Genomic DNA, 22,449 nt, shown 5'->3' with positions numbered 1-22,449 from the left:
GGGCTTATCCCCGGACTTTTGCCGGGATCGGCGGGCGCTTCGGCCGTAGCGAAACTGCGCCCATTTTGACATCGGCATATCCTAGGGTCTTCACCCTACGGCGGCTTGACCGAAAGTTTCAGCTTGCTACTGATCGCGGGACATAAAGAAACCAAAAGTCTCTTGGAGAAGATGCCCGATGCACCCGTCTGTTCATGCTGCCAGCTCGCCCGACAAACCCGCAGTAATCGTCACCGAAACCGGTGAGACGATCAGCTATGCCGAACTCGACGCAGCGTCGAACCGCGCCGCGCAGCTGTTTCGCAGCCACGGGCTGAAGCATGACGATGTCGTTGCTTTCATGCTGGAAAACACGCCGCATTATTATGGGCTGACTTGGGGGGCACAGCGCGCGGGGCTGCGCTATGTCTGCATTTCGTCGCGGCTGACGCAGGACGAGACCGACTATATCCTTGAAAATTCGGGCGCGAAGATGCTCGTCGTCTCGGCCAGCCTCGCATCCGCGGCACTCCAGCTCGAAACTCGGATCGAACGCTATTCGATGGGTGGCGCGATTGACGGATGGCCCCGAATCGAGGACGCGCTGGCCGCGATGCCCGCGACGCGTATCGCCGACGAACGCGCCGGGGTCGACATGCTCTATTCGTCGGGGACGACCGGCCGGCCCAAGGGGGTCAAGGTGCCGCTCCCCGAAGAGGAGGAGATCGACGCGCCGAACAGTCTGGTGATGCTCGCTTCGGCGGCGTTCGGCATCAACGCCGACAGCATCTATCTTTCGCCCGCGCCGCTCTATCACGCGGCGCCACTCCGCTGGTCGATGACGATCCACCGGCTTGGCGGCACCGTCGTGCTGATGAAGAAATTCGACCCCGAAGCCGCGCTGGCGGCGATCCAGCATTATCGCTGCAATGCGGCGCAGTTCGTGCCCACCCATTTCGTCCGCATGCTCAAATTGCCCGCGGAGGTGCGCGCGCAATATGATGTGTCGTCGATGAAGAGCGCGATCCACGCTGCGGCGCCGTGCCCGGTTCCGGTCAAGCAGGCGATGATCGACTGGTGGGGGCCGGTGCTGCTCGAATATTATGCGGGGTCGGAGGGCAATGGCATGACCTTTGCGACCAGCCAGGACTGGCTGGCGCACATGGGCACCGTCGGCCGCGCGATCCTGGGGACCGTCCACATCGTCGGCGAGGATAATGAAACCGAAGTGCCGGTCGGCGAGGAGGGCGCGGTCTTTTTCGAAAGCGACAATGTCTTCGAATATCACGACGACCCCGAAAAGACCGCGTCGAGCCGCAATTCGAAGGGCTGGTCGACACTCGGCGACGTCGGCAAGCTCGATGCCGACGGCTTCCTTTATCTCACCGACCGCAAGAGCTTCATGATCATTTCGGGTGGGGTAAACATCTATCCGCAGGAGATCGAAAACCATCTCGTCACCCATCCCAGGGTTGCCGATGTCGCGGTCGTCGGCGGCCCGCACGAGGAAATGGGCGAGGAGGTGATCGCGGTGATTCAGCCCGCCGACATGGCCGACGCGACCGATGAATTCCGCGACGAGCTCGGCGCCTATGCGCGCCAGAAACTGTCGGGCGTGAAGGTGCCGCGCCGGATCGATTTCATGGAGGCGCTGCCGCGCCACGATACGGGCAAACTCTACAAGCGGCTGCTGCGCGACCAATATTGGGAAAAGAAGGCGTGAGCGCACCCCGCGTCAAGACGCGCGACCGCATTCTCGCTGCCGCGCTGCGCCTGTTCAACGAACAGCGCTTCGGCAGCGTATCCACCGCGGCTATCGCCGCCGATGTCGGCATCGCCGAGGGCAATCTCTGGTATCATTTCCGCAGCAAGCGCGCACTCCTCGACGCGATCAGCGCCGATTTCGCCGAGGCGATCGAAGAGCGGCTACAACTGCAGCCGTCCGACGACGGCGATCTGATCGAAGAATATGTCGCACTGCTCGCCTGCATGCAGCGCGAACTCCATACCTTCCGGTTTCTCTATCGCGACCGCGCCGATTATGGCGAATCGAGCCCGATCATTCTCGACCACATCGACGGCTGGTACGAACGCGTGCACGGCCAGCTGATGCTCTATCTCGGCGCGATGATCGATCGCGGCTACCTCGACTGGTCGCGCGCGCGGCTCGGCGATCTTTGCACCAATGCGCTGGTGATCCTGCGCTTCGGCCTCGAATATCAGCGCGAGATGGACCCGGCGGCGGTCGGCGACCTCGATAGCGCGCGCTGGACGGTCGAACGGCATCTGACCTTGTTCGAGGACCGGCTCGATCCCGCTGCGGCGCGCCGCTTCCACCGCGCGATCGAACAGGCCGACCTGCAGGCCTGACGCGCCCCTCCATTTCCGAAGGACCGATCATGCCGCGCCAGCTGGAATTCTTTTTCGACCTATCGTCGCCCTGGACTTATCTGGCGTTCACCAACGTCCAGCCGCTGATCGCGCGCACCGGCGCCAGCGCGACCTTTCGGCCGATCCTGGTCGGCGGGGTGTTCAACGCTGTGAACCAATCGGTCTACGCGGCGCGCGAACAGAGCGGCAATCGCAAGCTGCAACATAGCTGGAAGGTGCTGGGGGACTGGGCGCGGCTTGCGGGGGTGGAGATGAATTTCCCCTCCCGCTGGCATCCGGCAAAGAGCGTCGCGGCGATGCGCTTCGCCACCGCGCTCGAGCCCGATCAGCCGGCGCTGATCGCCTTCGCCCGGGCGGCGTTCGAATCCTATTTCGGCGCGCAGGACAATCTCGACGACCCCGCGGTGCTCGAAGCGGCAGCAACGCGTGCGGGCCTCGACGGCGCGGCGATCCGCGACGCGGCGGCGAGCGATGCGGTCAAGGCGCGGCTGCGCGCCAATACCGACGAGGTGATCGCGCGCGGCGGCTATGGTTCGCCGTCGATGTTCGTCGACGGCGATGATATGTATTTCGGCAACGACCAACTGCCGCTCGTCGAAGCGGCGCTTTTGAAAGCCTGAGAGGACTCTCCATGCAGGACCGTATTTCGATCACCATGCTCGACGACGGCATCGCCGACGTCCGCCTGATCCGCACCGACAAGATGAACGCGCTCGACGGCGCGATGTGGGAGGCGCTTGCAGCGGCGGTCGACCAGCTCAAGGCGACCGCGGGGCTGCGCGTCGTCGTCCTGTCGGGCGAGGGGCGCGCCTTTTGCGCCGGGCTCGATCTCTCCAGCCTCGGCGGCGAGCGCGATCCGGGCGCGAGCAGCGCCGGCGGCGGGCTCGCCGAACGGACGCGCGGCCTTGCCAACAACGCGCAATATGCCGCCTGGGGCTGGCGCGAACTGCCGGTGCCGGTGATCGCGGCGGTGCACGGCGTCGCCTTTGGCGCGGGCAGCCAGATCATGGCCGCAGCCGATATCCGCATCGTTCATCCCGATACGCGGATCGCGATCATGGAAATGCGCTGGGGCCTTGTCCCCGATGTCGCCGGCATGGCGCTGTGGCGCACCCAGGTCGCCGACGACGTGCTGCGCGAGATGATCTACACCAACCGCGAATTCAACGGCGTCGAGGCAAAGGCGCTGGGCTTTGCGACGCATGTCGCCGAAGAACCGCTCGCCAAGGCGATGGAACTTGCGGGGGTGATCGCGGGCAAGAATCCACATGCGATCCGCGGCGCCAAGCGGCTGTGCAACATGCTCGCCGACGCGAGCGATGCCGAAATCCTGCAGGCCGAAAGCGACGAACAGATAAAGGTCATCCGCACCCCCAATCAGATGGAGGCGGTGATGGCGCATATGCAGAAGCGCAAGCCCGACTTCGCCGATTGAGCGGAGGCGTCAGAGCATCGGATTCGTCAGAGTAAGCGCAAGAACCGCGCCGCATTGCCCCAGTCGGCGGCGCGGCGGTCGCGCGCCTTTTGCGCTTCGCTGTCGGCGCCCCAGCGGCGTTCCTGATATAGTTCGTCGAGGCTGACCGCCTCCCACAGCATGTCGGCGGCGAAGGCGTCCTCGACGAGCGCGAGCCCGGCGACGAGCGACCCGCCGATGGTGACGAGAGGCGACAGCGGCGCGAGGCGAAAGGGATCGAGCGCGTGCACCGCCTCGCGCAGCGCCGCGACCGTCGCGGCGGGCTGGTCGATCGGCAGCACGCCTTGTGCCAGCGCGAATTCGATGCCGTGCCGCGCCTCCGCCCAGGCGAGCAGCGGATTCCACGCCGAAGCCTGTTCGCCTTGCAGCGCGGCATCGCGGTCGTCGCGGTAGCACAGTAGATCCGTCTGGGCATAGGCGGCGATAGTCTCGGCAAAGGCCGCGCGGTCGCCCGTCGCCAGATCGATCGCGGCGTTGGCGATACCGGTCATCGGCATCGCCGCCGGGTCGATGTCGCTGCCCTGCGCATTCCATTCGGCGGCGATCGCTTCGGCGAGCCTCTCGCTCGGCACCACCAGCGGCGCGCGCGCGGGGGTGCGCACGGGGCGCCCGTCGAGCGCGATGCCTCGGCCGCCGTCCTGGGGGACGGTCGCGGCATTCTTCCAGAAGCGTTTCATGGCGCGGGCGGTGTCCGCCAGCGGCGCGCCAGGATGCGCGGCATGATTGCGAAATCGAACACGCCGGTCAGGACAACGATCACACCGATCCAGCGATCGGTGGGCTGACCGGCGATTGCCCAGCCGCCCCGTATGAGCACGAAGCCCGCCATGATGAAAAGCGCGCCGACGAATCGCATCGCCGACAGCGCGAAAAAGCGCTTCTTGGCCAGCCGGTCCTGTTCGTTGCTCATGCCCCCGCCTTATCGCCTGCGAGCTGGCGCATCAAATGCGCCAGGGCGCCGTGGCCCGTCCGCTCGATTCCCGCTGCCACGCGCTCGCGCTCGGCGGCATCCTTGTTCTGCGACAGTTTCACCGTCGGCCGCCATGCGCTGATCCGCATCTCGAAGCCGGTGATTGCGCTGGTCAACCGCGCGAAATGGCTGGCGTCCAATTTGGCGCGCGTCCACGGCGGATTTTCGCCAACGCGTGCCTCGTGCAGCGTCGACAGCGTGTCGAGCTGCGCGACCAGTTCGGCATCGCCGAGCTTGCGCGGCACGCCTTCCATCTCGACCGCGACATAATTCCATGTCGGCACCGCGGTTGCGGCGTCGGTGTACCAGTTGGCGCTGACATAGGCATCGGGGCCCTGCACTACCGCGAGCGCCGGCGCGCCGGCAAGATGCTTCGTCAGCCCGTTACCGCGCGCGAGGTGGAATTGCAGCGTCGTCGCGTCGGCGCTGAGCACGACGGGCGCGTGGGCGACGCGCGGACCGTCGGGCGTCGCCGCGAAAATGGCGGCAAAGCCGATCTCGCGCACCAGCAGCGCGGCGAGATCGTCCTGCCGGGGCCGGAACGCCGGATTGGGGTGCATCAGCGCGGCTTCCGCGGCGCCGGACCGCGGGCGCCCGTCTTGGCGGCGCCGGGCTTCGCCGGGCCGCGCTTTGCGGACGGTTTGCCGCCCGGCTTCGGTGCGCCGGATTTCGCCGTCCCCGGTCTCGACTTCGCTGCTTTCGCCGTCCCCGGTTTCGATTGGACCTTCGCCTCGGCACGGCCGCGCCGTTCGCCGCGTCGTGCCTTGCGCACCTGCTTCGCATGCGCCTTGGCCTTCGCCTTCTGCACCGTCTTGGTCGATACGCGCGGCGCCTCTTCGGTCAGCAGGTCGCCGAGCAGCGGGTCGAAGCCCAGCGCCTCCAGACTTTCGGCGAAATGCGGCGGCAGCGGCGCGCTGATGTCGATCGCGCCGCCGTCGGGATGGTCGATGCGCAGCCGGCGGCTGTGCAGGTGCAGTTTGCGGCTGATGGTTCCGGTCAGGAACGCGCCCTTGCCGCCATATTTGCCGTCGCCGACGATCGGATGGCCGATCGCCGCCATATGGACGCGCAATTGATGCGTGCGGCCGGTCAGCGGCTGCAGTTCGACCCACGCCGCACTGTTCCCCGCGCGTTCGATGACGCGATAGCGCGATTTCGACGGCAGGCCTTTCTCGTCGACGTGCATCTTCTCGCCGCCCGATCCGGGTTGCTTGGCGAGCGGCAGGTCGATCTCGCCCTGCGCGATGTCGGGGACGCCGACAACGATCGCCCAATAGGTCTTGCGAGCGCTGCGGTTCGAAAAGGCCTTGGCGAACCAGGCGGCGGCGCGCGGAGTGCGCGCGACGAGCAGCGCGCCCGACGTATCCTTGTCGAGCCGGTGGACCAGCTTGGGACGCACGGCGGCATCGCCCTGCAGGGCGCCGAGCAGGCCGTCGACATGGCTGTCGGTCTTGGTTCCGCCTTGCGTCGCGAGGCCCGGCGGCTTGTCGAGCACCAGCGCGCTCTTGTCGCGGTGCATGACCATCGCTTCGGCGAGCGCGATATCGGCGGGCGACAGCGCCTTTTCCTTGCGCGGCCGGGGGCCGGTTGGCGCCGTGGGCGGTACCGGCATCGCGATTGTCTGCCCAGCCTCGATCCGGTCCGAGACATCGGCCTTGCGCCCGTCGATGGTCAGTTCACCCGACCGGGCCCAGCGCGCGATCAGCGCGTGGGGCGTGCCCGGCCGGTGCCTTTTGAACCAGCGGTCGAGGCGGATGCCGTCATCCTCCTCGGCGACAATGGCGCTGTCGCCGCTCATGCGGGAAGCTGCCGCATCATGGCCATTCCGACGCCGCACGCCGCAATACCGATGATGACCGACGCGCCGACATAGGCCGCCGCCTGCGCCATCTGGCCCCGTTCGAACAGCGTCCAAAACTCCATGCTGAACGACGAGAAGGTGGTGAAGCCGCCCAGCACCCCGACGCCCAGGAACAGTCGGGCCTGATCGCTGCCGCCGCTACGCGCGAGCCAGCCGATCAGCAGCCCCATCATCAGGCTGCCGGCGATATTGACCGACAAGGTCCACCAGGGAAAGCCGGGGCCAAGCCGCGCGAGCAGGATCTGGCCGACCAGGTGCCGCGCACCCGCGCCGATCGCACCGCCGACCATGACAGGGAAAAGTCCGTTCATCCGCTCGCCCTAGCCGTAAAAGCGCGTGGCGCAAAGCGGGCGATCGCCCGTTGTTGATCGCATCGCTGCCTGTCGGCGACAGGGATCGTCGCCAAGGGGGCACGGCGATGAGAACAAAACAAGTTCCGATCGGACCTTCTTACCGCCTGTCGGCGCTCGGCGAATAGGCGCTGGCGCGCCAGGGAGAGCGCCTGCAGACGCGAAAGGGGCGCGGCCCCCCGGCTACGCCCCTTTCCCCCCTCAACCCCTTCCTCTGGTGGAAGGGGATAACTTTGTTCAGCGCGCGGCCATGCGCACCGGCTTGCCCGCCGATGCCCACTGGATCGCCTCGCTGCCGCCCATTTCGCGGACGAAGCAGCTCTGGCCCTGGGCCTTGAGGCTGCGGCACAGCTTCACGGCGTCGGCGCGCGAGCCGAGACCGTTGACGGTCAAGCGGAAGAAGGTGCGGCCATCGACGACCGCTGAATGGCTCGAAGCCGGATAAGCGGCCAGCACGCCGTTGCGCTTTTTCAACACGCCCCACTTTTCCTTGGCGATGCCCAGGCTGTCATAGGCGCCGAGCTGGACGGCCCAGCCCTGCGGCCTGGCGGCATCGAAGGCGGCGACGCGCGGCATGACCTTCGCGGCCAGTTCCTTCGCTTCGGGCGACGGCTTGCGAACAAAATCGCCCGCGACGCGCGGCGCGGCGCGATAGGGCTTGGCGTCGGCCATGATGACGGGCGCGGCCTTGGGCTGCGGCAGATCGGTGACCGGCACGACGCCATTGGCGTCGCGCTGCGGCATCGGCAGTTCGACCGTGCGGATCGCGCTGTCGGCACTGGCGAGCAGCGGCGGCGGCGGCGCAAACTGACCGACCGGCGCGGGATCGGCGCTCGCCAGAACCGGGGCGTCGGCGGCCGGCGCGGTATCGGCGGCGGCCATCTGCGTACCGGCGAAGTTGCTGAGCGCAAGGCGCACCGGCATACCGGCATCCTGTTGCGGCGTCGTGCCGATCAGGCTCGCGACGCGAAGCTGCGAATTGGGTTGTTCGGCCAGTTTCGACCATTCGGCCATGCGCGTTTCCACCTTCGCGAGCGACAGATCCTGCGACGCGACGATGCGCGCCTGCGCCCAGCGGCCCGACAGGGCAAGCGCCAGCGCCAGATTCTGCCGCGTGCGCGCGGTCGCACCTTCGGCGCGCGCGGCTTCGGTCAGGATATAGATTGCCGATTCGGTGTCTCCGGCCAGCGCGAGCGCGAGGCCGAGGTCGGGGGCCGGAACGGTATCGAAATTTTCCTTGAGCAGCGACACCGCCTGCGATGTCTTGCCCTGCGCGATATGCGCCAGCGTCATTGCGAGCACCGTGTTGCTGTCCTTGACGCCCAGCTCCATCGCTTCCGACAGGGCGTCGGTCGCCGAGGCGAAGCGTCCGTCGTTCAGATAGGCCTGACCGAGCAGCGCGCGGTAATGGCCGTCGCGTGGGCTCGCCGCGACCGCGGCTTCGGCAAGACCGACCGCCTTGCTGACCTTGCCATCCTCAAGGGCGGCGCGCGCCTTCTCGGCCGACGCGGCGGCAACCTCGGGCTTGCCCGCGGCGTCGTTCGGCCCCGCGGCGACCTTGCCCGGTGCGGCGCACCCGGTCGTGGTAACGCCCAGGACAAAGCCCGAAACGGCCAGCTTCATCAGCATGTTGCGGTTCATGTCAGGTCCCCCTTTTTCTGGTCCGGATCAGGCCGACTTGCGCAGCGGGCGCGCGGCGGGCAGGCGGCTCGCCATCGCGTCGATTTCGGGCAAGGCCGACAGATAATCGTCGAGCAGTTCGGTCAGGATCGTCTGCGCCGACCGGTTGGTCACCGCACTCGCAAGGCGCAGGCGCAAATGGCGTTCGGCATCGAGGCGGAGCGTGAACGCCGCTTTTTCGCGAGCGCGCTGCGTTCGCGGCGCCTTGTCCTTCTTCGCCTTGGGCTCGGGCCGCGCCTCGACCTTGCGGGCGACGGCCGCGACGCGCTCGATCAGCGATTCCTGCTGGCGAACGATTTCGGGAACTTCGACTGCTTCGGGAGCAAAGTCGGCCGCCGGCGCGCCAGTCAGATCGACCGGCGTCGGATCGAGCGGCGCCATGTCGGCGGGCGTCAGGTCGGCCGTTTCTTCGGCGATCAGCTCGTGGCCGGTGCTGGCGTCGACCGCATGTTCGGCAGCGGCATTGTGATCGAGCACCGATCCGGCGAGCAGCGGCTTCAGATCGACCATACGTGCCGGTTCCGTCGACTGCTGCGGATCGACATCATAGCCCATGTCGTTCCAGCCCAGATCGTCATAGCCCTGCTGGCCGAAGGTCGCGGCGGGGCCGCTGCCGAGTGGCTGGCGGCGCATGGCAGGCCGTGCAGCGCCCTTGCGGGCCAGCAGTCCGGCGCTCAGCGATGCGAGGGGTTTGGGTTCGCCCATTTTTTCTACTCCCCCGTTCACTGGCCGGCCATGCGGCGGCCGAAACCGCCGCCCATCGGGCGGACGGTGCCGTAGCCGGGCTGTGCCGACATCGGGGCGGAGAAGACGGTGCGGCGGAAATTCTTTTCCAGCCGGTCGTTTATATAGGTCCAAAGCTGGCGGATCTCGTCGGCCGAACGGCTGTTCGGATCGACCTCCATCACCGTGCGGCCATCGATCATCGAAGCCGCATAATCGGTGCGATGGTGCAGCGTTACCGGCGCGACGGTGCCGTGCTGCGACAGCGCAACCGCCGCTTCGCTTGTGATCTTGGCTTTCGGGGTTGCCGCGTTGACGACGAACACCAGCGGCTTGCCCGCTCGTTCGCACAGGTCGACGGTGGCGCCGACGGCGCGCAGGTCGTGCGGGCTCGGACGCGTCGGGACGACGATCAGCTCGGCGACCGAAATCACGCTCTGGATCGCCATGGTGATCGCGGGCGGTGTGTCGATGACCGCGAGCTTGAAGCCCTGCTGGCGCAATATCTCGAGGTCGGACGCCAGCCGCGCGACGGTCGTCTGCGCAAAGGCCGGCAGATCGGTCTCGCGTTCATTCCACCAGTCGGCAAGCGAACCCTGCGGATCGATGTCGATCAGGACGACCGGACCGGCGCCTGCAAGCTGGGCCTGCACCGCCAGATGCCCCGACAGGGTCGTCTTGCCCGACCCGCCCTTTTGTGAAGCCAATGCCAGAACGCGCACTGCTGTCCCCCTGAAAAAATCAACGAATTGGCGGGGGAATGCCATGCAGGGAGCTAAAATTGGGTTAACGATGATAAAAAGAAGGTGAACGAATTGCGCAGAAATCTGGTTAACAAGGCGTCAGTAACGACATGTGCCGAAGCGGGGCAACTTCGCTGCGCCCGGCCTCTATGCTAAGGGGCTGTTAGCCATTTGGGGTTAGGACCGGCTGCCGCGACGGCCGCCCGCCCGGTGCGGCGCAAGTCATTGGAGAATAAGATGCGTTCATTTCGCACTGCGCTGCGCCTCGCGCTCCCGATCGCTTCGGCCCTCGCTTTCGCGCTGCCCGCTCACGCGGACGTCAAGGATGGCGTCGACGCGTGGCAGGCCGGCGATTTTGCGAAGGCGGTGGCCGAATGGCGGCCGCTGGCGCTCGCCGGCGATGCCGATGCGCAGTTCAATCTGGGCCAGGCGTACAAGCTCGGGCGCGGTGTGGCGGTCGATCTGGTGCAGGCCGAAAGCTGGTATCGCCGCGCCGCAAAACAGGGCCATCTCCAGGCTGAGGATAATCTTGGCCTCGTCATCTTCACCGCCGGGCGGCAGAAGGAGGCGATGCCCTATATCATCCGCTCGGCCGAACGCGGCGAGCCGCGCGCGCAATATGTACTCGGCACCGCGCTGTTCAACGGCGACCTCATCGCCAAGGACTGGCCGCGCAGCTATGCGCTGACGAAACGCGCCAGCGATGCCGGGCTGACTGTCGCCTCGGCGCGGCTGGTCCAGCTCGACCAGCTCGTGCCGCTCGACCAGCGTCAGCGCGGGCTCGCCATGCTGCCGCAGATGGAAAAGGACGAAGCGCGTGCGCGTCTCGCGGCGGTCAGTGCGGGCGCCCCGGCGCCCGACGCAGCGCCCGCGCCGACGATCCGCACGGCCAGCCTGCCGGCCTCCCAACCGGGCGCGAGCTATACGCCGCCGCCGCTGATCGAACCGCAGCCCTCCGCCGCGAAGCCCGCCAAGTCGCGCGACGCCGCCACCGCCGCGAGCGAAGCGAGAGCCGATGGCGTCGCCGCGACGGCCGCCGCCAAGCCAGGGACCAGCTATGCTGCGCCGCCGCTGGCGGGCCCGCTGCCGGCAACCCCGGCCGCGGCTCCGGCGCCCAAGCGTATCCGCGTCGAACCGGCGGCGACGCCCGATGCCGCGGCCAAGCCCGCGCCGGTGCGCGTCGCAACCTCCGGCCCGTGGCGCGCACAGCTCGGCGCCTTTGCGGTCGATGGCAATGCGAAGAAATTGTGGGCGACGCTGGCGCGCAAATATCCCGCCGTCGCGGCCCAGACCCCCGCCTATGTCAAGGCGGGGTCGGTCACGCGGCTTCACGCCACTGGCTTTGCCACCCGCGCCGATGCCCAGGGCTTTTGCGCTACGCTCCAGAAGAGCGGACAGGCCTGCCTCGTCGTCGACAAATAGCCGTCGGCGCGGCAGGCCCGCTTCGCCTTACCTCAATCCGCTTCAGGGCAGCCGCTTGATTGCAGGCGGCGTCCAGCGGCCTTCGCGCGCCGCGCGCTCGGGCAGGTAGAGGCGCAGGTTCATCGAAAAGGACCCGGCGGGGGCGGGCAGCCAGTTGGCCTGTTTGTCGGCGCCGGGGTCGTCCTTCTGGATATAGAGGTCGAGCGATCCGTCGGCATTGAACGCCAGCTTGTCGCGATCGCCGATCGCATAGCGGCCGATCGGATTGTCGACGAAGAACTGATCTTCGCCATACATGGTCAGCGACCAGAAGGCGTCGGCGGGCGGAAGCTGGTCCTTGTCGAAATGCAGCACATAGCGTGCGGCACCGGTCAGCGGCTTGCCCTCGCTGTCGAGCGGCGCCATCGGGTAGATGGCTTCCTCGGGCGGCAGCGCACCCAGTCCGGCATAGGCAACGAAGGCGCGTTGCAGATAGTCATTGCCATAGACGCCCAGCGCATTGCCCAGCGCAACCCAATTGTTGCGCGTCAGCGCCAGCCGTTTACGGCGATCGAGCATCCGCTGATAGGCGTCGGCCGCGGCGCGCGTCAGGCCGCGCTGGACCGCCGGATCGGCCTTTGCGAGGTCGAAATCCTGTCCCGGAACCAGACCCACGCGCTCCATGCGCAGCAGGATCGCGTAATCGGTCGCGTGCGGCGGATTGCGCTTCATCACCTCAGCGAAGCGCGCGAAAAAGGCGCCGGGCGTCATCTGTGCGACCTGGATCACCGGCGGGGTCTTCATGTCGACGCTGCTGTCGACCTTCGGCATTGTGACGGCGCGCGGTTTGCCCCATTGCGACAGCGGCGCAGCATCATAGCCTGCCTGCAGGCTGTGGACATGGTCGTAATCGGCGGGGCCGTTGGTCTGGATGCGCCCGATGATCCACCCCATGTCGGTCGGGCTGCGCACCATCCGCATCCCCTGGGGCAGCCTGCCCTGCCAATGCGGACCGACCAGCGCGACGGTACCACCGTCGTTGCCCGTGGTGCGCGTGCCCAGCGTCGCGAACACCTCGGTCCACATGTCCATGATCGGCACCACATGATAGCGGCCGGCGGTCTTCGGCAGCGTCAGGACGAGCGGGTCCTTGCCGACGTCATACCATAGCGAGGAATAAAGCGTGTCGGCGTTGGGGCGCACGACATCCTTGAAGGTCGCGTCGGGATAGGTTCGCATATGCGAGAAATCGTTCATCGGCGCGCGCAGCCGTCCGGGCGCACCGGCATTGGTCGATACGAGCCGGGTCGTGTCCATCAGCACCATCGGATAGCCATAGGTATAGGCGTCGAGGCCGATCTCATAGGCCTCCTCCTCGCTCGCGGGGGCCGCCTGCACGGCCGGGCCCGACAGCGTGCCCGCGAGCATCGCCAGCAGCGCCAACAGATATTTCATAGGTCCTCACTCCTCTTTCCACCTTTGCATTGGCGCCGTAGCGGGGCAGGCGGGCGCAGTCTGTCATCGGGCCGACAATCTCGTTGGGAAAATTGCCGCCGCATCCTACTATGGGCGCCGGGAGGACGGGTGATGGCGTCGCGGTCGCGGGAAAGCGTGGGGGAAGACACAGCGCCGACGCACGGCGACCGGCTGGCCGTGCTGCGCCGCTGTCCGCTCTTCGCTGCCTGGCCGGAGGCGCGGCTTGCCGACCTCGCCCGCATCGCGCGCACCGCCGACTATCCGCGCGGCGCCGAAATCTTCGCGCGCGATCCCGAACAACGCGACATTTTCGTGATCGCGGCAGGCGGGGTCGAGGTCAGCCGGGGCAGCGCCGCCGGACGCAAGTTCGTGCTCAGCCTGTCGGGACCGTTCGAAGTGCTCGCGCTCGTTCGTCTGCTCGACAATCCGCCGATCCGTTTCGCCTACCGCGCGCATAAGGATACGACGCTGGTGCATCTGCCGGTGGCCGGGCTGCGCGCGATCCTCGACACCGATCCGATCCTGTGGCGTGACATCGCGCTGCTCATGTGCGCGCGGCAGGGTGACAGCCTGCGGCTGCTCAACGACCAGCAGCTCGGATCGCTCGACCAGCGCATGGCGTGGACGCTCGCTGACCTCGCGCGCATCCACGGCATCGCGGGCGAACAGGGGACCGACTTGGGTTTGCGATTGCCTCAGGAGCAATTGGGCGCGATGCTCGGCGTCACGCGCCAGAGCGTGAACAAGCTGTTGCGCGGGTTCGAGGAGGCGGGGCTGATCGCCATCGATTACAACCGCATTACCATCCGCGACCCTGCGGCGCTCGATCGCCTCGCGGCGCAGCGCGATTAGGCGACCCGCCCCGGCACCGCCGACAAAAAAAGGGGCCGCAAGGCCCCTTTTCGATCCGGCAAGCGACGCGCGGCGTCAGCCGGCGATATGTTCGGCGAGGACGGTGAGGCCGGCTTCGTTCACTTCGGCAAAGCCGCCTTCGACCTCGATCGTTTCGGGCTGGGCGCCGTTCGTCGCATAGATGGTCAGCGGGCCGTTGCGCAGCGTCGCCATGAAGGGCGCATGGCCTTCGAGCACCGAGAAATCGCCTTCGCTGCCCGGCACGGTGACCATATAGACGTCGCTCGACCGCTCGAGGCGGGCGGGGGTAACGAGTTCGAACTTCAGAGCCATATCTCTATTCCTACAACCCCTCCCCCGAAAGGGAGGGGCCGTTATCCTCAGGCCGCGTCTTCGGCGAGCTTCGCGGCCTTGGCGACCGCTTCGTCGATGCCGCCGACCATATAGAAGGCTGCTTCGGGCAGATGGTCATATTCGCCGTCGACGACGGCCTTGAACGACTTCACCGTTTCCTCGATCGGCACGAACTTGCCGGGGATGCCGGTGAAGACTTCGGCGACGTGGAACGGCTGCGACAGGAAGCGCTGGATCTTGCGCGCGCGGGCGACGACCAGCTTATCTTCTTCCGAAAGCTCGTCCATGCCCAGGATCGCGATGATGTCCTGCAGCGACTTGTACTTCTGCAGCGTTTCCTGAACGCGGCGGGCGGTTTCGTAATGCTCCTGGCCGACCGTCGCGGCGGTCAGCACGCGGCTGGTCGAATCGAGCGGGTCGACCGCGGGATAGATGCCGAGTTCCGAAATCGCGCGGCTCAGCGTCGTGGTCGCGTCCAAGTGAGCGAAGGAGGTGGCGGGAGCCGGGTCGGTCAAGTCGTCCGCGGGGACGTAAATGGCCTGCACCGACGTGATCGAGCCCTTGGTGGTCGAGGTGATGCGTTCCTGAAGCGCGCCCATGTCGGTCGACAGGGTCGGCTGGTAACCCACGGCGGAAGGAATACGGCCGAGCAGCGCCGACACTTCCGAACCCGCCTGCGTGAAGCGGAAGATGTTGTCGACGAAGAACAGAACGTCCTGGCCTTCCTGGTCGCGGAAATATTCGGCCATGGTCAGGCCCGAGAGCGCGACGCGAGCACGCGCACCCGGGGGTTCGTTCATCTGGCCGAACACCAGCGCCACCTTCGACCCCTCGGGGGTCGGGTTGCCGTCGGCGTCCTTGGCGATAACGCCGGCGTCGAGGAATTCGTGATAGAGGTCGTTGCCTTCGCGGGTGCGTTCACCGACGCCCGCGAACACCGACACGCCGCCGTGGCCCTTGGCGATGTTGTTGATCAGTTCCTGAATGAGAACGGTTTTGCCGACGCCGGCGCCGCCGAACAGGCCGATCTTGCCGCCCTTGGCGTAGGGCGCGATCAGGTCGATGACCTTGATGCCGGTGACCAGGATCGCCGCTTCGGTTGACTGGTCGACGAATTCGGGAGCCTTGGCATGGATCGGTGCGGTCATGTCGCTGTTCACCGGGCCGCGCTCGTCGATCGGGTCACCGATGACGTTGAGGATGCGGCCGAGCGTCTGCGGGCCGACGGGAACCGAAATCTGCGCACCGGTGTCGGTGACGGGCTGGCCGCGGGTCAGGCCGTCGGTCGCATCCATCGCGATCGTGCGGACGGTGTTCTCGCCAAGGTGCTGCGCAACTTCGAGGACGAGGCGGTTGCCATTGTTGTCGGTTTCGAGCGCGTTCAGAATGGCGGGCAGCGGGCCGGTGAACTGGACGTCGACGACGGCGCCGATGACCTGTGCAACGCGGCCGGTCGCGGTGCCGGTCGCAGCAGCCTTCGGCGCTGCGGCCTTCTTCGGCGCAGCAGCCTTGGGCGCGGCGGCCTTCTTGGCGGGAGCCTTCTTTTCAGCGGGAGCGGTAGCCATGGTCTTCTTCCTTGGGTTGATCGGTTAGAGCGCTTCGGCGCCCGCGATAATCTCGATAAGTTCGGTGGTGATCGCCGCCTGACGCGTGCGGTTGTAAACGATGGTCAGCTTGTTGATCAGCTCGCCCGCATTGCGCGTCGCATTGTCCATCGCAGTCATCGACGCGCCCTGTTCGGACGCGGCGTTTTCAAGGAGGCCCTTGAAGATCTGGATGGTGACGTTGCGCGGCAAGAGGTCAGCAAGGATTTCTTCCTCGCCCGGTTCATATTCGACCGCAGCGCCGCTCGACGCCGGAACGTCAGCGGGCGGCGGAACCGGGATCATCTGCTGGCCGGTTGCGATCTGAAGCAGTGCCGAGCGGAACTTCGAATAGAAGAGGTGCGCGACGTCGAAGGCGCCGGCTTCGTAAAGCTCCATCACCTTCGCCGAAATCTCGTTCGCCTGATCGAAGCCGATATCGCGGATGCCGGTCGTTTCGTAATTCTCGATGATCTGGCCGGGGAAGAGGCGGGCGATCACCGGCCGGCCCTTGCGGCCGACGAGGAAGAAGCGAACCGTCTTGCCTTCGGCCTGCAGCGCCAGAGCCTTGTCGCGTGCCGCCTTGACGATGTTCGAGTTGAACGCGCCGGCAAGGCCGCGGTCGCTGTTGAGCACGACCAGCAGGTGGGTGTCGCTCTTGCCGGTACCCGACAGCAGCTTGGGCGCCGAATCCGACGCGCCGACCTTGGAGGCGAGGCTGGCGACGACGCCTTCGAGCCGCTCGGCATAGGGCCGCGCAGCTTCGGCCGCGGCCTGCGCCTTGCGCAGCTTGGCGGCGGCAACCATCTTCTTGGCCTTGGTGATCTTCTGGGTCGATTTGACCGAGACGATCCGCCCTTTGAGTTCCTTAAGCGATGCCATTACGGCCCCTCTTGTTCGTCAGCCCGGCGCAGGAGGCCGGGCTCACGGTAACTTGGCTTACGCGAAAATCTTGGCGAAGGCGTCGAGCGCCGCGACCAGGCTCTTCTTGGTGTCGTCGCCAAGATCCTTGGTGTCGCGGATCGCCTTCAGCACATCGGCATGGTCGCTGCGCAGATAGGCGAGCATCGCCGCTTCGTAGCGCGACACGTCGGTCGTCGCGACAGCGTCGAGATAACCGTTGGTGCCGGCAAAGATCGATGCGGTCTGCTCTTCGAACGGCATCGGCTGGAACTGCGGCTGCTTCAAGAGCTGCGTCAGGCGCGCGCCGCGGTTGAGCAGCTTTTGCGTCGAGGCGTCGAGGTCCGAACCGAACTGCGCGAAGGCTTCCATTTCGCGATACTGTGCAAGCTCGAGCTTGATCGAGCCCGACACCTTCTTCATCGCCTTGGTCTGCGCGGCCGAGCCGACGCGGCTCACCGACAGGCCGACGTTGATCGCCGGACGGATACCCGCGTTGAACAGGTTGGTTTCAAGGAAGATCTGGCCGTCGGTGATCGAAATCACGTTGGTCGGGATGTACGCCGAAACGTCACCCGCCTGCGTTTCGATGATCGGCAGCGCGGTGAGCGAGCCCGAACCATTGTCGCTGTTCATCTTCGCAGCGCGCTCGAGCAGGCGGCTGTGCAGATAGAAAACGTCGCCCGGATAGGCTTCGCGGCCCGGCGGGCGGCGGAGCAGCAGCGACATCTGGCGGTAGGCGACGGCCTGCTTCGACAGATCGTCATAGACGATCACGGCGTGCATGCCGTTGTCGCGGAAGAACTCGCCCATCGTCACGCCGGCATAGGGGGCGAGATACTGGAGCGGCGCGGGTTCCGACGCAGTCGCGGCGACGACGATCGAATATTCCATCGCGCCATTTTCTTCGAGCTGGCGAACGATCTGCGCGACGGTCGAACGCTTCTGACCGACGGCGACGTAGATGCAGTAGAGCTTCTTCGATTCGTCGTCGCCCTTGTTGACGTCCTTCTGGTTGATGAATGTGTCGATCGCGACGGCGGTCTTGCCGGTCTGACGGTCACCGATGATCAGTTCGCGCTGGCCGCGGCCGACGGGAACGAGCGCGTCGAGCGCCTTGAGGCCGGTCTGGACCGGTTCGTGAACCGAGGTGCGCGGGATGATGCCCGGCGCCTTGACTTCGACGCGCATGCGCTTGTCGGCCTTGATCGGGCCCTTGCCATCGATCGGGTTGCCGAGGCCATCGACGACGCGGCCGAGCAGACCCTTGCCGACGGGGACGTCGACGATCGTGCCGGTGCGCTTGACGGTGTCGCCTTCCTTGATCTCGCTGTCCGAGCCGAAGATCACGATGCCGACGTTGTCGGCTTCGAGGTTGAGCGCCATGCCCTTCACGCCATTGGCGAATTCGACCATTTCGCCGGCCTGGACATTGTCGAGGCCATAGACGCGGGCGATGCCGTCACCGACGGAGAGCACCGAACCGATTTCGCTGACCGTGGCGTCGGTCCCGAAATTGGCGATCTGGTCCTTGATGACCTTGCTGATTTCAGCGGCGCGGATTTCCATTATTCAGCCTTTCATCGGGCAATTTGGCGTCGGGCTTTTCAGCCCTTCATCGCCTGGGCGAAACTGTTGAGACGGGTACGGATGCTGCCGTCGATCAGCTGGCTGCCCAGCTGGACGACGAGGCCGCCGAGAATGGCGGGGTCGACGGTGGTCGCGATCTTCACGTCGCGGCCGACACGGGTCTTGAGGTTGGCGGCGAGCGCCTTCAATTGCTCGGCGCTCAGCGGGTGGGCGCTGGTGACCTTGGCGGTCACTTCGCCGCGGTGCGCCGCGACGATCGCATGATAGGCGTCGATCATCGCGGGCAGATCGGCAAGGCGGCGATTTTCGGCGAGCACGCCCAGGAATTTGGCGGTCAGCGAATCGAGCTTCAACGCCTTGGCCACCGCCTCGATTGCCTTTTCGGCATCGCCGCGGGTAACGACGGGGCTCGAGATCAGGGTCGCCAGATCGGCCGAATCGGTCAGCGCGGTCTGCAGCTTTGCAAGGCTCGCCTGAACGCCGTCGATTGCCTTCGATTCGCTCGCCAGATCGAACAGCGCGCTGGCATAGCGGCCCGCGAGGCCCGCCGTGATGTTGCCCTGAATGCCGCCGGAATTCTCCACGCGCGAAAGTCCTTCTCTACGATCCCGTGGGGGATTTGGTCGCGCGGTTTTCGGGGAAATTCGACGAACCACCCCCGCGCGAAGTCGCGGCGCGCCTAGCAACGATTCTGTTGCAATGCAAGGTGGCGGTGGGAGGAATCCGCTTCACCTTCCGCCCCCCTTTGCGTCGCGCTTGTCGAAGCGGCCGACTTTCTCCAAACAGGCGCGAAAGTCGGATCGCGCCACGACTGGCGCGGCAAGCACGGAAGAGGGCAAGGCCGATGGGCGAAATGATCCGTATGACAATGGACGACGGCGCGGAAATCGCGGTCTATCACGCCCAGCCAGTCGGCGAACGCCGCGGCGGGCTCGTCCTGATCCAGGAAATCTTCGGGGTCACCGATCATATTCGCGAGCTGTGCGACGAATATGCGGCCGACGGCTATGAGGTGCTGTCGCCCGCGCTGTTCGACCGCGAGCATCCGGGGTTCGAAAGCGACTATTCGGGGCCGCAGTTCGAGCGCGCGGTGCAGCTGGCGCGCGAACTCCATCCGTTCGAACAGAGTCTGAAGGACGCGCAGACCTGTATCGATGCCCTGAAGGCGAAGGGGCCGGTCTTCATCACCGGCTATTGCTACGGCGGGTCGGTCGCGTGGCGAATGGCGCAGATCAGCCCCGATCTGGCCGCCGCTTCCTCCTATTACGGCAGCCTCGTCCCGACAATGTTCAAGGATGAGGCGCCGGGGTGCGCCGCCATCGCCCATTTCGGCCGCTTCGACGGCGGCATTCCGATGGACGGCGTCGAGACGCTGATCGCGCGCGATCATCCGACCGCGCAAATCTTCGTCTATGAGGCGGGCCACGGCTTCAACAGCGACCGCCGCAAGGATTATCACGAACCGAGCGCCGACCTCGCGAGGGACCGCACACTCATGCTGTTCAAGGCGTGCGGGGGATAGCAGACGCTGCCGCGACCCCGCGCAGCATCAGGGCGCTGGCTTTGCTCCCGCCCCTGCCGCCGCCTTCTGGCACTGGTAGACGAGCCGCTCGTTCGGGCTGGCGGGCAGTACGGCGCGAATTGCATCCTGCTGCGTCGCGAGCCCGGCAAGCGCGTCGGGGTCGGTGGTGCAGGCCTTGAGCGTGATCCCCGCCCGCGCCTCGCGCGCGAGCTTCATGGTGTCGGCATCGAGCAGATAGCGGTCGACGCGATAATCCTTCGCCCCCGGATCGATCGACGCGACGGTCACGGTCGCCTCCTCATTGGGCACCAGGATACGCTGCCAACGGCCATCGGCGCCCATCGCATATTGGGTGCGGTCGTTGACGCAGCCGTTCGCGGCGATCGCGACCGGCACGTCGGTGGTCGACGACACGGTAATGCGGCTGCGGTCAGGGCGGATCGTGCAGAGATAATTACCTTCGGCAAGCTTGGCCCCTTCGGGCTTCGCCGTATCGGCCGTATCGCCTTCGACCGCGTCGAGCGCCGCATGCGCATCGGGCCGCGTCGCAAAGAGCAGCGCCGCGAACAGCATCAGCGCGGCCCCGGCGCTCCCCGCGATCTTGGCGCGGCGCATATTCTTCTGATTGTAGAAGATCAGCGCCGCCCCGGCGCCGAGCGCGCCGATCACGAACAGCACCCCGGCGAGCGCCATGCGGTTCTCACGCGCGGTCATCGCCGCTTCCTCGGCGCGCGCGGCCTTGAGGTCATGGTCGAGCTTCGCCGCTTCGTCGCGCGCGGCATTGGCCTGCGCCAGCGCGCGGGCATCGGCTTCCAGCGCGGCGCGGTCGCGGGCGTCGGCCTCGGCCATCGTCAGGCACGGCGTTCCGACGCTCGCGAAACTCTGTCCGGCGTCGCCAAGGAAGCGCGTCACCTCGCGGCCCGCGATCGCGAAGGCGAAGGGCGAATCGCCGTCGTCGGCGCGGGTGATGAAGGTGTTGATGCCGACGATGCGCCCGCAACTGTCGACGAGCGGTCCGCCCGAATTGCCGCGCGCGATCTTCGCCGTGTGGACATAGGTGGCGATGCCCTCGATCGCTTGGGTGTTCGACAGATTGCCCTCGCTTCGCACCGGGCTGCGCGGGGTGATATAATCGGTCGCGCTCTGCGCGGTCGCAAGGTCGACATTGCCCGGATAGCCGAGCGCGACGACCTCTGCCCCCGCCTCGAACGGCCCCGAATAGATGACCGCGGCGGGCACGTGCCCCTCGGTCATTTCGATGAGCGCCAGGTCGCGCTTGGTATCGATCGCGATCAGCTTGCCGGCATAGCTTTTCTTCCCTTCGGAGGGGACGACGCCGAGCGCGACATTGTTCGGATATTTGGCCGCCGATTCGACGACATGGGCGTTGGTGAGGATGCGGGTCGGCGAAATGGCGATGCCGCTGCCATGCCCGAAGCCGACGACTTCGCCATCGACCATCGCTACGGTGACGACGCGGACGACGCTGCGCGAAACCGCGCTGATATCGTCGGCAGCGCGGGCCGGAACCGCGAAGGCGACGAGGGCAAGCAGGGGGGCGAAGAAGAATGCGAGAAGACGGGTCATGGCCGCGAACCTAGTCGCTGCGCGCGCGAAGGCAAGTTAGAGGTAGGGGCGCCACATGATCAGCCATGCCCCGGCGCTGCCGACCAGAATGGCGATCGCGCTCGTCGCCAGCACTACGGTCACGGCGGATCGCACCGCGGGCCTGCCCCGCGCGCCGGTGCGCAAATAGAGTTCGGTCACGCCGAGCGGCAGCAGCGAGTTGGCGAAAGCCAGGAAGATGTCGAACGGGCCGTCCATCGCCGTGCCGATCCCCGCGCCGCCGGCCGCGATGCCCCAGGTCATATAGCCGACGCGCATGAACCAGACTGCGCTCGCCACCGCGAACAGGCGTAGCGTCCAGCGCCGGTGCGCCGCAAACCGGCGCGCCCGGGCATCCCGCCATGCAAGCGCGCCGAAGAGAAGAATGAGCAGCGCATCGAGGCTGATTCCCACCGCGCCCGCCCAGTGCAGCCAAGTGCCGCGCACCCAGGTCAGCCAGAGCCCGCCGAGCGCGAGCACCAGCGCGCTGAGCAGATAGAGCCGGCCGTTCCAGCGGTGGATGGCGGGCCAGCGTCCCCGGATCGCGGGCACCAACTGCACCAGTCCGCCGAAGGTGATGACCGCCGCCATCAGCACATGTGCCGCAAAGAAGAGATTGCCGCCCACATCGCCGGGCACGAAGCCCTTGATCAGCGGCTTGGCATTCCACGCGGCGAAGTCACCCGACAAGGAGGACGGGTAGTAGAAAAGCAGGATGAAGGCGGTGAAGAGCAACTGGCCCGCCGCGATCGACAGGAAGCAGAGGGTAGCGGAAAGCCGGAGCCAGTCGCGCGGCGCCGCCCGCTTTCCGCCGGTCTGCGATACGTCGATGGTCGTCATACGATAGTCTCCGATGTCATCCGTCGATGCCGGCCATCGAAACTGTTGGTTTGGTGGAAAAAATCAGAGGCGAGCGCATCGTCCGGCTTTGAGCGCAAGCATCGGGACGCATCGCCGCGCCTGGCATGACAAATCGGCGAGCAGACAAAGGAGCC

23 protein-coding genes are annotated in these 22,449 nt (G+C 66.4%); 7 read left to right on the top strand and 16 right to left on the bottom strand.

From position 1 onward, the window contains the following. The first annotated feature begins 178 nt into the window (after nucleotides 1–178). The 4 genes from L0963_RS08995 to L0963_RS08980 are packed head-to-tail and all read left to right on the top strand — an operon-like array spanning nucleotide 179 to nucleotide 3,805. Nucleotides 179–1,702 (top strand): acyl-CoA synthetase, encoded by a 1,524-nt coding sequence (locus L0963_RS08995; RefSeq protein WP_234179245.1) that lies wholly within the window; start codon nucleotides 179–181, stop codon nucleotides 1,700–1,702. Continuing rightward, a complete protein-coding gene (locus L0963_RS08990; protein ID WP_062901154.1) occupies nucleotides 1,699–2,349 on the top strand; it encodes a TetR/AcrR family transcriptional regulator in 651 nt (216 codons plus the stop codon). Before L0963_RS08995 ends, L0963_RS08990 begins: the two co-directional genes overlap by 4 nt. 29 nt (nucleotides 2,350–2,378) lie before the next feature. Then, entirely contained in the window at nucleotides 2,379–2,990 is a 612-nt protein-coding gene (locus L0963_RS08985; protein ID WP_217373039.1) for a 2-hydroxychromene-2-carboxylate isomerase, read from the top strand. A gap of 11 nt (nucleotides 2,991–3,001) precedes the next feature. Continuing rightward, nucleotides 3,002–3,805, top strand: coding sequence for a crotonase/enoyl-CoA hydratase family protein (locus L0963_RS08980; protein WP_186401256.1), 804 nt, complete (start codon nucleotides 3,002–3,004; stop codon nucleotides 3,803–3,805). 26 nt (nucleotides 3,806–3,831) lie between these two features. Here the strand turns inward: L0963_RS08980 and L0963_RS08975 are convergent, their stop codons facing one another. The 8 genes from L0963_RS08975 to L0963_RS08940 all read right to left on the bottom strand — a co-directional run bounded on the left by L0963_RS08975 (nucleotide 3,832) and on the right by L0963_RS08940 (nucleotide 10,150). Then, nucleotides 3,832–4,521, bottom strand: coding sequence for an ATP12 family chaperone protein (locus L0963_RS08975; protein WP_062901151.1), 690 nt, complete (start codon nucleotides 4,519–4,521; stop codon nucleotides 3,832–3,834). Further along, nucleotides 4,518–4,754 carry a hypothetical protein gene (locus tag L0963_RS08970; protein ID WP_234179242.1) on the bottom strand — a complete coding sequence of 79 codons (237 nt, stop codon included), beginning with the start codon at nucleotides 4,752–4,754 and terminating at the stop codon, nucleotides 4,518–4,520. Before L0963_RS08970 ends, L0963_RS08975 begins: the two co-directional genes overlap by 4 nt. Beyond that, nucleotides 4,751–5,374, bottom strand: coding sequence for an FMN-binding negative transcriptional regulator (locus L0963_RS08965; protein WP_234179241.1), 624 nt, complete (start codon nucleotides 5,372–5,374; stop codon nucleotides 4,751–4,753). Before L0963_RS08965 ends, L0963_RS08970 begins: the two co-directional genes overlap by 4 nt. Beyond that, entirely contained in the window at nucleotides 5,374–6,612 is a 1,239-nt protein-coding gene (locus L0963_RS08960) for an RluA family pseudouridine synthase (protein WP_234179240.1), read from the bottom strand. Before L0963_RS08960 ends, L0963_RS08965 begins: the two co-directional genes overlap by 1 nt. Then, nucleotides 6,609–6,986, bottom strand: a complete 378-nt coding sequence (crcB, locus tag L0963_RS08955; RefSeq protein ID WP_062901148.1) for a fluoride efflux transporter CrcB — start codon at nucleotides 6,984–6,986, stop codon at nucleotides 6,609–6,611. The genes L0963_RS08960 and crcB overlap by 4 nt, the downstream gene beginning before the upstream one ends. 276 nt (nucleotides 6,987–7,262) lie before the next feature. Continuing rightward, nucleotides 7,263–8,666: an SPOR domain-containing protein gene (locus L0963_RS08950; RefSeq protein ID WP_234179239.1), complete on the bottom strand. Its 1,404-nt coding sequence runs from the start codon at nucleotides 8,664–8,666 to the stop codon at nucleotides 7,263–7,265. A gap of 27 nt (nucleotides 8,667–8,693) precedes the next feature. Further along, nucleotides 8,694–9,410 carry a hypothetical protein gene (locus L0963_RS08945; RefSeq protein WP_062901146.1) on the bottom strand — a complete coding sequence of 239 codons (717 nt, stop codon included), beginning with the start codon at nucleotides 9,408–9,410 and terminating at the stop codon, nucleotides 8,694–8,696. Nucleotides 9,411–9,427: 17 nt separating this feature from the next. Continuing rightward, nucleotides 9,428–10,150: an AAA family ATPase gene (locus L0963_RS08940; protein WP_234179238.1), complete on the bottom strand. Its 723-nt coding sequence runs from the start codon at nucleotides 10,148–10,150 to the stop codon at nucleotides 9,428–9,430. 258 nt (nucleotides 10,151–10,408) lie between these two features. Here L0963_RS08940 and L0963_RS08935 point away from each other — a divergent pair, with 258 nt between their 5' ends. Further along, nucleotides 10,409–11,593: an SPOR domain-containing protein gene (locus L0963_RS08935; RefSeq protein ID WP_234179237.1), complete on the top strand. Its 1,185-nt coding sequence runs from the start codon at nucleotides 10,409–10,411 to the stop codon at nucleotides 11,591–11,593. Between the two features lie 42 nt (nucleotides 11,594–11,635). Here L0963_RS08935 and L0963_RS08930 read toward each other — a convergent pair whose 3' ends face one another. Then, nucleotides 11,636–13,027: a DUF1254 domain-containing protein gene (locus tag L0963_RS08930; RefSeq protein ID WP_062901144.1), complete on the bottom strand. Its 1,392-nt coding sequence runs from the start codon at nucleotides 13,025–13,027 to the stop codon at nucleotides 11,636–11,638. 156 nt (nucleotides 13,028–13,183) lie between these two features. On the opposite strand from L0963_RS08930, the gene L0963_RS08925 reads away from it, so the two are divergent. Continuing rightward, the gene (locus L0963_RS08925) at nucleotides 13,184–13,900 is read left to right on the top strand and encodes a Crp/Fnr family transcriptional regulator (RefSeq protein WP_217373045.1); all 717 of its coding nucleotides are present in this window, start codon (nucleotides 13,184–13,186) and stop codon (nucleotides 13,898–13,900) included. A gap of 75 nt (nucleotides 13,901–13,975) precedes the next feature. On the opposite strand, the gene L0963_RS08920 is transcribed toward L0963_RS08925, so the two are convergent. From L0963_RS08920 to L0963_RS08900, 5 genes are read right to left on the bottom strand one after another with little or no spacing between them, the layout of a single operon-like run. Continuing rightward, a complete protein-coding gene (locus tag L0963_RS08920) occupies nucleotides 13,976–14,233 on the bottom strand; it encodes an ATP synthase F1 subunit epsilon (protein ID WP_003043394.1) in 258 nt (85 codons plus the stop codon). Nucleotides 14,234–14,280: 47 nt separating this feature from the next. Then, nucleotides 14,281–15,819 carry a F0F1 ATP synthase subunit beta gene (gene atpD, locus L0963_RS08915; protein ID WP_082819839.1) on the bottom strand — a complete coding sequence of 513 codons (1,539 nt, stop codon included), beginning with the start codon at nucleotides 15,817–15,819 and terminating at the stop codon, nucleotides 14,281–14,283. A gap of 24 nt (nucleotides 15,820–15,843) precedes the next feature. Continuing rightward, entirely contained in the window at nucleotides 15,844–16,719 is an 876-nt protein-coding gene (locus L0963_RS08910; protein WP_062901142.1) for a F0F1 ATP synthase subunit gamma, read from the bottom strand. Nucleotides 16,720–16,776: 57 nt separating this feature from the next. Next, nucleotides 16,777–18,306 carry a F0F1 ATP synthase subunit alpha gene (gene atpA / locus L0963_RS08905; protein ID WP_003043389.1) on the bottom strand — a complete coding sequence of 510 codons (1,530 nt, stop codon included), beginning with the start codon at nucleotides 18,304–18,306 and terminating at the stop codon, nucleotides 16,777–16,779. 38 nt (nucleotides 18,307–18,344) lie between these two features. Next, nucleotides 18,345–18,911, bottom strand: a complete 567-nt coding sequence (locus tag L0963_RS08900; RefSeq protein ID WP_062901141.1) for a F0F1 ATP synthase subunit delta — start codon at nucleotides 18,909–18,911, stop codon at nucleotides 18,345–18,347. Between the two features lie 260 nt (nucleotides 18,912–19,171). On the opposite strand from L0963_RS08900, the gene L0963_RS08895 reads away from it, so the two are divergent. After that, nucleotides 19,172–19,849 (top strand): dienelactone hydrolase family protein, encoded by a 678-nt coding sequence (locus L0963_RS08895; protein WP_186401253.1) that lies wholly within the window; start codon nucleotides 19,172–19,174, stop codon nucleotides 19,847–19,849. A 27-nt stretch (nucleotides 19,850–19,876) separates the two neighbouring features. Here L0963_RS08895 and L0963_RS08890 read toward each other — a convergent pair whose 3' ends face one another. Continuing rightward, nucleotides 19,877–21,436, bottom strand: coding sequence for a S1C family serine protease (locus tag L0963_RS08890; protein WP_186401252.1), 1,560 nt, complete (start codon nucleotides 21,434–21,436; stop codon nucleotides 19,877–19,879). Nucleotides 21,437–21,472: 36 nt separating this feature from the next. Continuing rightward, on the bottom strand, nucleotides 21,473–22,294 hold the full coding sequence (locus L0963_RS08885; RefSeq protein WP_062901138.1) for a DUF2306 domain-containing protein: 822 nt from the start codon (nucleotides 22,292–22,294) through the stop codon (nucleotides 21,473–21,475). Between the last annotated feature and the right edge of the window lie 155 nt (nucleotides 22,295–22,449).

This window comes from Sphingopyxis sp. NFH-91, assembly GCF_021401285.1.
Lineage (GTDB): Bacteria > Pseudomonadota > Alphaproteobacteria > Sphingomonadales > Sphingomonadaceae > Sphingopyxis > Sphingopyxis terrae_A.
The sequence above is the reverse complement of the archived record's forward strand: the minus strand, read 5'-3'. Positions and strand labels throughout refer to the sequence as shown.